This window comes from Dietzia sp. 111N12-1 (assembly GCF_001658045.1).
GTDB lineage: Bacteria > Actinomycetota > Actinomycetes > Mycobacteriales > Mycobacteriaceae > Dietzia > Dietzia kunjamensis.
This window is the reverse complement of record NZ_LSSV01000038.1, coordinates 61883-73701: the sequence shown is the minus strand read 5'-3', so window position 1 is coordinate 73701 and position 11819 is coordinate 61883. Positions and strand designations below refer to the sequence as shown.

Genomic DNA, 11819 nt, shown 5'->3' with positions numbered 1-11819 from the left:
AGGTGGGGACAGACCAGTCCAGGAGGACACCAAGTGGCGAAGGCGAAGTTCGAGCGGACCAAACCGCACGTAAACATCGGCACCATCGGTCACGTCGACCACGGCAAGACCACCACCACCGCGGCCATCACCAAGGTTCTGGCGGACACCTACCCCGACCTCAACGACGCGTTCGCGTTCGACGAGATCGACAAGGCGCCGGAGGAGAAGGCTCGTGGTATCACGATCAACATCTCCCACGTCGAGTACCAGACCGAGAAGCGCCACTACGCGCACGTCGACGCCCCCGGTCACGCCGACTACATCAAGAACATGATCACCGGTGCCGCCCAGATGGACGGCGCGATCCTCGTCGTGGCGGCCACCGACGGCCCCATGCCGCAGACCCGTGAGCACGTGCTGCTCGCCCGTCAGGTCGGTGTGCCCTACATCCTCGTCGCCCTGAACAAGTGCGACATGGTCGACGACGAGGAGATCCTCGAGCTCGTCGAGATGGAGGTCCGCGAGCTGCTGGCGTCGCAGGACTTCGACGAGGACGCTCCGGTCGTCCACATCTCGGCGCTCAAGGCGCTCGAGGGTGACCCGAAGTGGGTCCAGGCCATCGTCGACCTCATGCAGGCCTGCGACGACTCCGTCCCGGATCCCGAGCGTGAGACCGACAAGCCGTTCCTCATGCCCGTCGAGGATGTCTTCACGATCACCGGTCGTGGCACCGTCGTCACCGGTCGTATCGAGCGTGGCCAGATCAACGTGAACGAGGATGTCGAGCTCATCGGCATCAAGGAGAAGGCCACCAAGACCACCATCACGGGCATCGAGATGTTCCGTAAGCTGCTCGACTACGGCGAGGCCGGCGACAACGTCGGTCTGCTCGTCCGTGGTCTCAAGCGCGAGGACGTCGAGCGTGGCCAGGTCGTCATCAAGCCGGGCGCCTACACCCCGCACACCACGTTCGAGGGCCAGGCGTACATCCTGTCCAAGGACGAGGGCGGCCGTCACACGCCGTTCTTCAACAACTACCGCCCGCAGTTCTACTTCCGTACCACGGACGTGACCGGCGTCGTGACCCTCCCCGAGGGCACCGAGATGGTCATGCCGGGCGACAACACCGAGATGAGCGTCGAGCTCATCCAGCCGGTCGCCATGGATGAGGGCCTGCGCTTCGCGATCCGCGAGGGTGGCCGCACCGTCGGCGCCGGACAGGTCACCAAGATCATCAAGTGATCCACTGACCGCTCGGTCCGGGTGAATCCCCGGGTCGATCGAGGAAGGGCGCCCCACCGTCAGGTGGGGCGCCCTTCCCGCATTTCGCGGTGGTTCACGCGTGCCCGGGGGAGTGGACGACCGGTTTATCTGAGGCGACCGAGTTTCGTGCGACGAGCGAGCTACCTGCGGCGACCGAACTACCTGCGACGACCGAGGATGGTCATCGCGATCGACAACCCCACCGCGGCGACCCCGGCGAGCGCGGCCGCGGCGACGGCGGCGACCTGTTCGGCACTCGCGCCGTGCGCGTCGTACCCGGGACCGGATACCCCGTGCCGGCGGTCGACTTCCGCGAGTGCCCGGAAGAGTTCATCGGGATCGCCGCCCGCGTCCGGATGGTGGCGCAGGACCGCCTGCCGCCTGTCCCGTTTGTAGGCGGCGGGGTCCCGCGGCTCGTGTCTGCTGTTCACGATGTGGTCTCCTCCGAGCGTGGACTCTGGTCTTCCCGACGCTACCGAAGTACCCGGTCGTCGTGCCGGGGTCCGTGACGCACCCGAGGACGCCGGGACGTCCGGGATTTTGCCCTTCCGGCCGATGTACTGCATACTGGTCAAGTTGCCCGGACAAGGCGGCGATCCCGTATGGGCCCGATGGGCCCCGGGGAGAGTCGGGTTGGTCGGGCGAGCACGACCGGGGCGGGTGAGTGATCACCCGCCGGAAAAGCGGGAGGGCGACACGCCCGACCGCGTGGACGCGTCGTGACACGTCAACAGCGGCAGCGGATCGGTCCGCCGTCATCCTCGCCTCGCGCGAGCGATGTGGCACTCCGTCCTCTGGAGGTCTCGTAGTCGTGTCATGCCCGTGGGCGCGCGGCGGGGTCCTCCACGATGGAGCACCGATGCACGGGACCGGGTGGTAGACGGTCTGACGGTGTCACACATGACAAGCGAACACACAGTGTCCCCGCGCAGCGAGGGCGCTTACGACAGCCGCCCTCACGGGCGGGAGGAGAAGAGGACGAAGTGGCGGGACAAAAGATCCGCATCCGGCTCAAGGCCTACGACCATGAAGCTATCGACGCCTCGGCCCGCAAGATCGTCGAGACGGTGACCCGTACGGGTGCTCGTGTCGTCGGTCCCGTGCCGCTGCCCACCGAGAAGAACGTCTACTGCGTCATCCGCTCGCCGCACAAGTACAAGGATTCGCGTGAGCACTTCGAGATGCGTACCCACAAGCGGTTGATCGACATTCTCGACCCCACGCCGAAGACCGTGGACGCTCTCATGCGTATCGACCTGCCTGCCAGCGTCGACGTCAACATCCAGTGACCTCCGACCGCGTAGCGGTCAGCAAGCAACGTGCAGCGGAGACAGTGAACAGATGACTAACACCGAGATCAAGGGAATCCTGGGCGCCAAGCTCGGCATGACCCAGGTCTTCGACGAGAACAACCGGGTGGTTCCGGTTACCGTCGTCAAGGCCGGGCCGTGCGTCGTGACCGGGATCCGTACCCAAGAGACCGACGGCTACGACGCCGTCCAGATCGCGTTCGGCGCGATCGACCCCCGCAAGGTCACCAAGCCGGTGGCCGGCCAGTTCGATAAGGCCGGGGTCACCCCCCGTCGTCACCTCGCCGAGATCCGACTCGACAACGCCGAGCAGGCCGCCGGGTTCGAGATCGGCCAGGAGATCGGCGCCGACGTGTTCGAGGACGGCGCGTTCGTCGACGTCACCGGCACCTCCAAGGGCAAGGGCTTCGCCGGTACCATGAAGCGCTACGGCTTCGCCGGCCAGGGTGCCTCGCACGGTACGCAGGCCGTACACCGCAAGCCGGGTTCCATCGGCGGGGCATCGACCCCGGGCCGCGTCTTCAAGGGCAAGTCGATGGCCGGCCGCATGGGCAACGATCGCGTGACCACCATGAACCTCAAGGTCCACAAGGTGGACGCCGAGGCCGGCGTCCTCCTCATCAAGGGAGCCATCCCGGGTCGTAACGGCGGCCTTGTGATGGTCCGTTCCGCAGTGAAGGGCGGTGCGCGCGCATGACCACCACGGAGAACACCGTGAACCTCAAGCTGGACGTCCGTACCCCGGCGGGCAAGACCGACGGTTCGGTCGAGCTCCCCGCCGAGATCTTCGGCGTCGAGCCCAACCTGCCCCTGATGCACCAGGTCGTGGTGGCTCAGCTCGCCGCGGCGCGTCAGGGCACGCACTCGACCAAGACCCGTGGCGAGGTCCGCGGCGGCGGCCGCAAGCCGTTCCGCCAGAAGGGCACCGGCCGCGCCCGTCAGGGTTCGACCCGCGCCCCCGCCTACACCGGCGGCGGCACCGTCCACGGCCCGAAGCCGCGTGACTACTCGCAGCGCACCCCCAAGAAGATGAAGGCCGCCGCGCTCCGCGGTGCCCTCTCCGACCGGGTCTCGGCCGATCGCCTCCACGTGGTGACCGAGTTCGTCGAGGGACAGAAGCCGTCGACGGCCGGTGTCCGCGACTTCCTGGGCACCCTGTCCGACCGCAAGAAGATCCTGATCGTCGTCGGTCGTGAGGACGTCGCCGCATGGCGTTCCGTGGCCAACCTCGATCACGTCCATCCGATCGCTCCGGATCAGCTCAACACCTACGACGTGCTCCACGCTGACGACGTCGTGTTCTCGGTCGAGGCTCTGGACGCGTTCGTCACGCAGGCGAGCCGTGCGTTCGCCGGCAAGGCAGCGAAGGAGGCCGACAAGTGAGCACCGTCGCCGATCCCCGGGACGTGATCCTCGCCCCGGTCGTCTCCGAGAAGGCCTACGGCCTGCTCGAGCAGGGCGTGTACACGTTCCAGGTCGCCCCGGGCGCCAACAAGACGCAGATCAAGATCGCCATCCAGGAGATCTTCGGCGTCACCGTTGAGTCCGTGAACACCGCCAACCGTCAGGGCAAGCGCAAGCGCACCCGCACCGGGTACGGACAGCGCAAGAGCACCAAGCGCGCCATCGTGACCCTCGCGGCCGACAGCAAGCCCATCGAGATCCCGGGTCTGACCGCCTGACGGCGGGAAGAGTTAAGGACGAGAGAACCTCATGGCTATCCGCAAGTACAAGCCCACGACCCCCGGTCGTCGCGGCTCGAGCGTCTCGGACTTCGCCGAGATCACCCGCTCGACGCCCGAGAAGTCGCTGCTGCGCCCGCTGAGCAAGACCGGCGGCCGCAACGGTCACGGCCGTATCACCAGCCGCCACAAGGGCGGTGGCCACAAGCGCCAGTACCGCGTCATCGACTTCCGTCGTAATGACAAGGACGGCGTGCTCGCCACCGTCGCGCACATCGAGTACGACCCGAACAGGACCGCCAACATCGCCCTCCTGCACTACGCGGACGGTGAGAAGCGGTACATCCTCGCCCCGCGCAACCTGAAGCAGGGCATGAAGGTCGAGTCGGGTGCAGGCGCCGACATCAAGACCGGCAACAACCTCCCGCTCCGGAACATCCCCGCAGGCACCGTGGTGCACGCGGTGGAGCTCCGTCCGGGCGGCGGCGCCAAGATGGCCCGCGCCGCCGGCGCCGGCATCCAGCTGCTCGGTAAGGAGGGGACCTACGCCTCCCTCCGCATGCCCTCCGGTGAGATCCGCCGGGTCGACGTGCGGTGCCGCGCCACGATCGGCGAGGTCGGCAACGCCGAGCAGGCCAACATCAACTGGGGTAAGGCCGGCCGCATGCGGTGGAAGGGCGTTCGCCCGACCGTCCGTGGCGTGGTCATGAACCCCGTCGACCACCCGCATGGTGGTGGCGAGGGTAAGACGTCCGGTGGACGTCACCCCGTCAGCCCGTGGGGCCAGCCCGAGGGCCGGACCCGCAAGCCCAACAAGGCGAGTGACAGCATGATCGTCCGTCGCCGTCGCACCGGTAAGAAGCGTTAAGGAGGGAAACTAGGATGCCTCGTAGTCTCAAGAAGGGTCCGTTCGTCGACGAACACCTCCTCGCGAAGGTGGACGTGCAGAACGACAAGGGCACGCATCAGGTCATCAAGACCTGGTCGCGGCGCTCGACGATCCTGCCCGATTTCATCGGCCACACGTTCGCCGTCCATGACGGCCGCAAGCATGTGCCCGTGTTCGTGTCCGACTCGATGGTGGGTCACAAGCTCGGCGAGTTCGCGCCGACGCGCACGTTCAAGGGGCACATCAAGGACGATCGGAAGAGTAAGCGTCGATGAGCACTGATACGAAGAAGACCGACGACGGCACGGCGACGGCCGAGCAGCAGCTCTCCGCGCGTGCCACCGCCAAGTTCGTCCGCGTCACGCCCATGAAGGCGCGTCGTGTGATCGACCTCATCCGCGGCAAGGACGCCGCCGACGCGCTGAACACGCTGCGGTTCGCCCCGCAGGCCGCCAGCGAGCCGGTCGCCAAGGTCCTCGCCTCCGCGATGGCCAACGCCGAGAACAACCTCGACCTGGACCCCCGGACCCTCGTGGTCACGGCGGCCTACGCCGACGAGGGGCCGACCCTCAAGCGTTTCCGCCCGCGTGCCCAGGGTCGTGCGTTCCGCGTGCGTAAGCGTACGAGCCACATCACCATCGAGGTGACCAGCGTGCCCGAGAAGACCGGCTCCGGTCGGGCACGTCGCAACCAGGGAGGTGCCCGCTAAATGGGACAGAAGATCCAGCCGCACGGCTTCCGTCTCGGCATCACCTCGGACTGGACGTCCAAGTGGTTCGCCGACAAGCAGTACGCCGACTACGTCGCCGAGGACATCAAGATCCGTCAGCTCCTGTCCAAGGGCATGGAGCGGGCCGGTATCTCCGGGGTCGACATCTCGCGGACCCGTGACCGGGTCCACGTGGACATCCACACGGCCCGCCCGGGCATCGTGATCGGCCGTCGGGGCGCCGAGGCGGACCGTCTTCGCGGGGAGCTCGAGAAGCTCACCGCCAAGCAGGTCCACCTCAACATCCTCGAGATCAAGAACACCGAGGCCGACGCCCAGCTCGTCGCCCAGGGGATCGCCGAGCAGCTCTCGAATCGTGTGGCGTTCCGTCGCGCGATGCGCAAGGGCATCCAGTCGGCCATGCGTCAGCCCCAGGTCAAGGGCATCAAGGTGGTCTGTTCGGGTCGTCTCGGCGGTGCCGAGATGTCCCGTTCGGAGCGCTACCACGAGGGGCGCGTCCCCCTGCACACCCTGCGTGCCGAGATCGACTACGGCACCTACGAGGCCAAGACGACCTTCGGTCGTATCGGTGTCAAGGTGTGGATCTACAAGGGTGACGTGGTCGGCGGCCGTCGCGAGTCCGACCAGTACGCCCAGTCCAGCAACCGTGGCGGTGCCGACCGCGGTCCCCGCCGCGAGCGTGGCGCCGGTCGTCCGCGTCGCTCCGGGGCCCAGGGCACCACTGCGACCAGCACCGAGACCGGCCGCGCCGGTTCCGGCTCGGCCGCCGAGGCTCCTGCCGAGGCACCGCAGAACCAGACCAGGGAGGCGTGACAGTGCTTATCCCCAAGCGCGTCAAGCACCGCAAGCAGCACCACCCCGGCCGTAAGGGCGGGGCAAAGGGTGGCACCAAGGTGACCTTCGGTGACTACGGCATCCAGGCTCTCGAGCCGGCCTACGTCACCAACCGTCAGATCGAGTCCGCACGTATCGCCATCAACCGCCACATCAAGCGTGGTGGCAAGGTGTGGATCAACATCTATCCGGATCGTCCCCTGACCAAGAAGCCCGCCGAGGTGCGGATGGGTTCCGGTAAGGGCTCGGTCGAGTGGTGGGTGGCCAATGTCAAGCCGGGCCGCATCCTGTTCGAGATGTCGTACCCGAACGAGGAGACCGCTCGCGAGGCCCTTCGCCGCGCGCAGCACAAGCTCCCGTGCAAGACCCGCATCGTGACCCGGGAGGAGCAGTTCTGATGGCTAGTGGAACCACCGCCCCCGAGCTGCGTGAGCTCGATGCGGATGCGCTGACCGCGCGTCTGCGTGAGGCCAAGGAAGAGCTGTTCAACCTGCGCTTCCAGATGGCCACCGGTCAGCTGACCAACAACCGTCGCCTGCGTGTCGTCCGCCACGACATCGCTCGCATCTACACCGTCATTCGCGAGCGCGAGCTCGGTCTGTCGGCGGCGCCGGGTGATGCCAAGTGAGTGACAAGGAAGCAGTTGTGACTGAGTCCAACGAGAACACCGAGCGCAACAGCCGCAAGGTGCGCATCGGGTACGTCGTGTCCGACAAGATGGAGAAGACCATCATCGTCGAGCTCGAGGACCGCGTGAAGCACCCGCTGTACGGCAAGATCATGCGCCGTACCGAGCGGGTCAAGGCCCACGACGAGACCAACACCGCCGGAGTCGGCGACCGCGTGCGGATCATGGAGACCCGCCCGCTGTCCGCCTCCAAGCGGTATCGCCTCGTCGAGGTGCTCGAGCGGGCCAAGTAAGCCCCCACTCGACATATGCGAGCGGCCCGGCCCCGGGACTCCGGGGCCGGGCCGTTTCGCGTTGCGGGGGCGCGCGGGACGGCCGAATGTAACGGATCACCGTGGTGTAACGAATTTTGAGTAGTGTGTCAGCGTCCGACGCTGGCCGAGAGGACAGAATCGTCATATGGGGAACGAACCACATTTCGGCCGACGGGGGAGTGGGCGGGGCGATCGCCGTCGTGGTCTGAGTGCGCTCGCGATCGGCGCGGTCGTGATCACGACGACGGCCACGGGGCTTCCCGTCGCCGGCGCCCAGAGCACGGGCCCGGGGTCAGTCGATCCGGGATCCCTCGTTCCCAGCGTGGCGCCCGGGAGCCTGTTGGGCGCACCATCGCTCAGTATCGCCGCGTCGACCCAGCTCGGTGCCCCGATCCCGGTCACGTCCGTCCTCGGATCCGTCGGCGCCATCGGTTCCAGCGATTTCCCCCGTCCGGGAAGCTCCCAACCCCCGGCCGGGCCCCGCGCGACACGGGACGGGTCCATCGTGTCCTCCACCGTGCAGCGGATCGAGCCTCTCTTCCCGGCGTCGACGGAGGCGGTCGATCGTCGCGCCGAGGTGTGGGCCGTGACGTCTGAATCCATGCAACGGACGGTCCGCGTCGAGGTCTACCGCGCCCCGGCGGGCGTCGACGCGCCCAACGTGTACTTCCTCGACGGCGTCGGTTCCGAGGTCCCGTCCGGGTGGAGCACGGGTATGGGCTGGGGCGATCCCGCGCTGCGCGACCGCGCGGTGAACGTGATCGTTCCGACGGGCGGCCCGGCGTCGATGTGGTCCGACTGGCAGGCGGACGATCCCGTCCTGGGCCCCAACAACTGGGAGACGTTCCTCACCGAGGAGTTGCCGCCGCTGCTCGAGGCCGGTTTACCCGGGGCCGCGGGGCCGCTCGCCCACAACGGGAGCTGGGGGGTCATGGGCGTGTCGATGGGGGCGTCCGCGGCGCTTCATCTGGCCAACAGGAACGAGATGTTCGGAGGCGCCGCCGGTATCAGCGGCGCCTATTCGACCACCGACGAGCTCGGCTACCAGTACGCGCGACTCACCGTGGCCGCTCGCCACGGGGACGTCACCAACATGTGGGGGCCGCGCGGGTCCCGGGAGTGGGTGGAGCACGACACCGTGGCGGACCCCTCCGGGCTCGAGGGCAAGGCGGTCTACCTCAGCGCCGCGACCGGGCTGGTGGGCTCCAGCGAGCTCGGCCGCTTCGGCAGCAACGAACTCGTGCTCATCGACGGACATGTCCTCGAGAAGGGCTCCTACGAGAGCACCCGTGCACTCGAGGCCGCGCTCGCCTCGGTTCCCGGGGTCGACCTGAGGATGAACTACATGCCCTCCGGGATCCACAACTGGCCGGTCTTCGTCACCGAGATGCGGCCGGGGATGGATCACGTCCTCTCCGGACTGCCCGACGCCGCGCCCAACGGGCGGAGGACGACCGGGGGAGTGGCGGACTCCGGGGCTAGCGCTGCCGGCTCATCGGGATCGAGCGGTTCGACGGGTTCCCTGCGTGGATCCGGATCGGCCGGTTCGAGCGGTAGCTGACCGGGATTTGGGTCCCGGTGCATGCGCACCCTACACTGGACCAGTTGCCCGACCTGGCACGTCTCGACGTGTCGACGGGTGGCATGACCGCGTGTGTCGGGTCGGTATCCGGCACACATTGAACAGACCTGGTCAGGAGAACCATGATCCAGCAGGAGTCGCGGCTGAAGGTCGCCGACAACACGGGTGCCAAGGAGATTCTCTGCATCCGCGTTCTCGGCGGTTCCAAGCGCCGCTACGCAGGCGTGGGCGACATCATCGTCGCCACCGTCAAGGACGCCATCCCCGGTGGCAACGTCAAGAAGGGTGAGGTCGTCAAGGCCGTCATCGTGCGCACCGCCAAGGAGCGCCGTCGCCCGGACGGCTCGTACATCAAGTTCGACGAGAACGCCGCCGTCATCATCAAGAACGACAACGATCCGCGCGGAACGCGCATCTTCGGGCCCGTCGGCCGCGAACTGCGCGACAAGAAGTTCATGCGGATCGTCTCGCTGGCTCCGGAGGTGCTCTGACATGAAGGTTCACAAGGGCGACACGGTGCTGGTCATCTCCGGTAAGGACAAGGGCGCCAAGGGCAAGGTCATCCAGGCTTTCCCGGCTCAGGAGAAGGTCCTCGTCGAGGGCGTCAACCGCATCAAGAAGCACACCTCCAACTCGGCTGCCGAGCGCGGCGCCTCCTCGGGCGGCATCGTCACCCAGGAGGCCCCGATCCACGTGTCCAACGTGATGGTCGTGGACGCCGACGGCACCCCGACCCGGGTCGGAATCCGCACCGACGAGAACGGCAAGCGCGTCCGTGTCTCGCGCAAGACCGGGAAGGACCTGTGACCATGACTGAGACCGCTCTTCCCTCCGGGTACACCCCTCGCCTCAAGGACAAGTACCGCAGCGAGATCCGGCCGGCACTCAACGAGACGTTCGAGTACGCCAACGTCATGCAGATCCCGGGCGTCGCGAAGGTCGTCGTCAACATGGGTGTCGGTGACGCCGCCCGCGACGCCAAGCTCATCAACGGCGCCATCAACGACCTCACGCTGATCACCGGCCAGAAGCCGGAGGTCCGTCGGGCCCGCAAGTCCATCGCACAGTTCAAGCTGCGTGAGGGCATGCCGATCGGTGCGCGCGTCACCCTGCGCGGCGACCGCATGTGGGAGTTCCTCGATCGCCTGACGACCGTCGCGCTCCCGCGTATCCGTGACTTCCGCGGACTCTCGGGCAAGCAGTTCGACGGCCACGGCAACTACACGTTCGGCCTCAACGAGCAGACGATGTTCTACGAGATCGATGTCGACAAGGTCGACCGCCCCCGGGGCATGGACATCACGGTCGTCACGACCGCAACGAACGACGAAGAGGGCCGGGCACTGCTCAAGCAGCTCGGATTCCCCTTCAAGGAGGACTGACCTCCTCCACCGGCCGGACCGGCCGTCCCCGCCGGGGCACCGCATCGCGGTTCCCCGGCGGCGGGCAGACGGCCCAGTCGTCTGGTCGCGCCCCGGTGAGAAGAGCACCGGCCGCGGCGGGAACACCGGGATGCCCCGAGGGGCGCCGGATCCCATACAAGAGAACATTCGCACTCTTCGTGATAGGCCCACGACGTCACGTGGGCGGCCCACAGGTCGCCGTACGGGACGTGTTGCATGGGAACCGTTACGAGAAAGGAACATGGTCCATCCATGTCGATGACCGATCCCATCGCGGACATGCTGACGCGTGTGCGTAACGCCAATTCGGCGTACCACGACACCGTGTCGATGCCGCATTCGAAGCTCAAGGGCAACATCGCTGCCATCCTCCAGCAGGAGGGTTACATCGCGGGCTACAACGTCGAGGACGCAGAGGTGGGCAAGAAGCTCACCATCGACCTCAAGTACGGCCCCTCGCGCCAGCGCAGCATCCAGGGCATCAAGCGCATCTCGAAGCCGGGTCTGCGCGTGTACGCCAAGTCCACCGAACTGCCCAAGGTCCTCGGTGGCCTGGGCGTCGCGATCATCTCGACGTCCCAGGGTCTGCTCACGGACCGCCAGGCGAACAACAAGAAGGTGGGCGGGGAAGTCCTCGCCCACGTCTGGTAAGGGGGGCGAGAAATGTCACGTATCGGCAAGGCTCCGATCACCGTCCCGTCCGGTGTCGACATCAGGGTCGACGGCCAGACCGTCACCGTCAAGGGTCCCAAGGGCGAGCTCTCGCAGGTTCTGCCCGGGGCGATCTCGGTCTCGATCGAGGACGGCACCGTCACGGTGAACCGTCCCGACGACCACCGCGACAACCGGTCACTGCACGGCCTGTCCCGCTCGCTGGTCAACAACATGATCGTCGGCGTCACCGAGGGCTACAAGCAGGACATGGAGATCTTCGGCGTCGGTTACCGCGTCGTGGCCAAGGGCCAGGATCTCGAATTCGCCCTGGGCTACTCGCATCCGGTTCCGGTCACCGCTCCCGACGGCATCACGTTCGCCGTCGACGGTGCGACCAAGTTCTCGATCTCCGGGATCGACAAGCAGCAGGTGGGCCAGATCGCCGCCAACATCAAGCGACTGCGGAAGCACGACCCGTACAAGGGCAAGGGCATCCGCTACGCCGGCGAACAGGTCCGTCGCAAGGTCGGAAAGACGGGTAAGTGATC

General features: G+C 66.9%; 19 protein-coding genes. 18 read left to right on the top strand and 1 reads right to left on the bottom strand.

The annotated features are described in order from the left end of the window. Positions 1-33: 33 nt before the first annotated feature. Positions 34-1224 carry an elongation factor Tu gene (tuf, locus tag AYO52_RS10205; RefSeq protein ID WP_067716691.1) on the top strand — a complete coding sequence of 397 codons (1191 nt, stop codon included), beginning with the start codon at positions 34-36 and terminating at the stop codon, positions 1222-1224. Positions 1225-1403: 179 nt separating this feature from the next. Here the strand turns inward: tuf and AYO52_RS10200 are convergent, their stop codons facing one another. After that, positions 1404-1676, bottom strand: a complete 273-nt coding sequence (locus tag AYO52_RS10200) for a hypothetical protein (protein WP_067716688.1) — start codon at positions 1674-1676, stop codon at positions 1404-1406. Between the two features lie 552 nt (positions 1677-2228). On the opposite strand from AYO52_RS10200, the gene rpsJ reads away from it, so the two are divergent. The 17 genes from rpsJ to rplF all read left to right on the top strand — a co-directional run bounded on the left by rpsJ (position 2229) and on the right by rplF (position 11817). After that, a complete protein-coding gene (rpsJ, locus tag AYO52_RS10195) occupies positions 2229-2534 on the top strand; it encodes a 30S ribosomal protein S10 (protein ID WP_003938093.1) in 306 nt (101 codons plus the stop codon). Between the two features lie 52 nt (positions 2535-2586). Beyond that, a complete protein-coding gene (rplC, locus tag AYO52_RS10190; protein ID WP_067716684.1) occupies positions 2587-3252 on the top strand; it encodes a 50S ribosomal protein L3 in 666 nt (221 codons plus the stop codon). Then, positions 3249-3938 (top strand): 50S ribosomal protein L4, encoded by a 690-nt coding sequence (rplD, locus tag AYO52_RS10185; RefSeq protein ID WP_067716681.1) that lies wholly within the window; start codon positions 3249-3251, stop codon positions 3936-3938. The genes rplC and rplD overlap by 4 nt, the downstream gene beginning before the upstream one ends. Beyond that, positions 3935-4237, top strand: coding sequence for a 50S ribosomal protein L23 (rplW, locus tag AYO52_RS10180; protein ID WP_067716678.1), 303 nt, complete (start codon positions 3935-3937; stop codon positions 4235-4237). The genes rplD and rplW overlap by 4 nt, the downstream gene beginning before the upstream one ends. 31 nt (positions 4238-4268) lie before the next feature. After that, the gene (rplB, locus tag AYO52_RS10175; protein WP_067716676.1) at positions 4269-5105 is read left to right on the top strand and encodes a 50S ribosomal protein L2; all 837 of its coding nucleotides are present in this window, start codon (positions 4269-4271) and stop codon (positions 5103-5105) included. 14 nt (positions 5106-5119) lie between these two features. Beyond that, positions 5120-5401 carry a 30S ribosomal protein S19 gene (gene rpsS, locus AYO52_RS10170; RefSeq protein ID WP_007628126.1) on the top strand — a complete coding sequence of 94 codons (282 nt, stop codon included), beginning with the start codon at positions 5120-5122 and terminating at the stop codon, positions 5399-5401. Beyond that, a complete protein-coding gene (rplV, locus tag AYO52_RS10165; protein ID WP_067716673.1) occupies positions 5398-5835 on the top strand; it encodes a 50S ribosomal protein L22 in 438 nt (145 codons plus the stop codon). The genes rpsS and rplV overlap by 4 nt, the downstream gene beginning before the upstream one ends. Next, positions 5836-6669, top strand: coding sequence for a 30S ribosomal protein S3 (rpsC, locus tag AYO52_RS10160; RefSeq protein WP_067716670.1), 834 nt, complete (start codon positions 5836-5838; stop codon positions 6667-6669). It begins immediately after the preceding gene. 2 nt (positions 6670-6671) lie between these two features. Further along, complete coding sequence (gene rplP / locus AYO52_RS10155) at positions 6672-7088, top strand: 50S ribosomal protein L16 (protein ID WP_010541175.1); 417 nt, start codon at positions 6672-6674, stop codon at positions 7086-7088. Continuing rightward, positions 7088-7318, top strand: coding sequence for a 50S ribosomal protein L29 (gene rpmC, locus AYO52_RS10150; RefSeq protein ID WP_017838199.1), 231 nt, complete (start codon positions 7088-7090; stop codon positions 7316-7318). The genes rplP and rpmC overlap by 1 nt, the downstream gene beginning before the upstream one ends. Then, entirely contained in the window at positions 7315-7611 is a 297-nt protein-coding gene (gene rpsQ / locus AYO52_RS10145; RefSeq protein ID WP_172812145.1) for a 30S ribosomal protein S17, read from the top strand. Before rpmC ends, rpsQ begins: the two co-directional genes overlap by 4 nt. A gap of 526 nt (positions 7612-8137) precedes the next feature. Beyond that, complete coding sequence (locus AYO52_RS10140) at positions 8138-9193, top strand: alpha/beta hydrolase family protein (protein ID WP_253702065.1); 1056 nt, start codon at positions 8138-8140, stop codon at positions 9191-9193. A gap of 143 nt (positions 9194-9336) precedes the next feature. Further along, positions 9337-9705, top strand: coding sequence for a 50S ribosomal protein L14 (gene rplN / locus AYO52_RS10135; protein ID WP_007628112.1), 369 nt, complete (start codon positions 9337-9339; stop codon positions 9703-9705). 1 nt (position 9706) lies between these two features. Beyond that, positions 9707-10021: a 50S ribosomal protein L24 gene (gene rplX, locus AYO52_RS10130; protein WP_007628110.1), complete on the top strand. Its 315-nt coding sequence runs from the start codon at positions 9707-9709 to the stop codon at positions 10019-10021. Positions 10022-10023: 2 nt separating this feature from the next. Beyond that, complete coding sequence (gene rplE / locus AYO52_RS10125) at positions 10024-10596, top strand: 50S ribosomal protein L5 (RefSeq protein WP_067716660.1); 573 nt, start codon at positions 10024-10026, stop codon at positions 10594-10596. A 273-nt stretch (positions 10597-10869) separates the two neighbouring features. Then, positions 10870-11268, top strand: a complete 399-nt coding sequence (rpsH, locus tag AYO52_RS10120; protein WP_067716657.1) for a 30S ribosomal protein S8 — start codon at positions 10870-10872, stop codon at positions 11266-11268. Positions 11269-11280: 12 nt separating this feature from the next. After that, on the top strand, positions 11281-11817 hold the full coding sequence (gene rplF / locus AYO52_RS10115) for a 50S ribosomal protein L6 (protein WP_067716654.1): 537 nt from the start codon (positions 11281-11283) through the stop codon (positions 11815-11817). The last annotated feature ends 2 nt before the right edge of the window (positions 11818-11819 follow it).

What these genes read in the sequence shown, in the direction of transcription:
- rplC (WP_067716684.1), top strand. Translation starts at nt 2,587, where the DNA reads ATGACTAACACCGAGATCAAGGGAATCCTGGGCGCCAAGCTCGGCATG.
- rplD (WP_067716681.1), top strand. Translation starts at nt 3,249, where the DNA reads ATGACCACCACGGAGAACACCGTGAACCTCAAGCTGGACGTCCGTACC.
- rplB (WP_067716676.1), top strand. Translation starts at nt 4,269, where the DNA reads ATGGCTATCCGCAAGTACAAGCCCACGACCCCCGGTCGTCGCGGCTCG.
- rpsS (WP_007628126.1), top strand. Translation starts at nt 5,120, where the DNA reads ATGCCTCGTAGTCTCAAGAAGGGTCCGTTCGTCGACGAACACCTCCTC.
- rplV (WP_067716673.1), top strand. Translation starts at nt 5,398, where the DNA reads ATGAGCACTGATACGAAGAAGACCGACGACGGCACGGCGACGGCCGAG.
- rpsC (WP_067716670.1), top strand. Translation starts at nt 5,836, where the DNA reads ATGGGACAGAAGATCCAGCCGCACGGCTTCCGTCTCGGCATCACCTCG.
- rpmC (WP_017838199.1), top strand. Translation starts at nt 7,088, where the DNA reads ATGGCTAGTGGAACCACCGCCCCCGAGCTGCGTGAGCTCGATGCGGAT.
- rplN (WP_007628112.1), top strand. Translation starts at nt 9,337, where the DNA reads ATGATCCAGCAGGAGTCGCGGCTGAAGGTCGCCGACAACACGGGTGCC.
- rplX (WP_007628110.1), top strand. Translation starts at nt 9,707, where the DNA reads ATGAAGGTTCACAAGGGCGACACGGTGCTGGTCATCTCCGGTAAGGAC.
- rplE (WP_067716660.1), top strand. Translation starts at nt 10,024, where the DNA reads ATGACTGAGACCGCTCTTCCCTCCGGGTACACCCCTCGCCTCAAGGAC.
- rpsH (WP_067716657.1), top strand. Translation starts at nt 10,870, where the DNA reads ATGTCGATGACCGATCCCATCGCGGACATGCTGACGCGTGTGCGTAAC.
- rplF (WP_067716654.1), top strand. Translation starts at nt 11,281, where the DNA reads ATGTCACGTATCGGCAAGGCTCCGATCACCGTCCCGTCCGGTGTCGAC.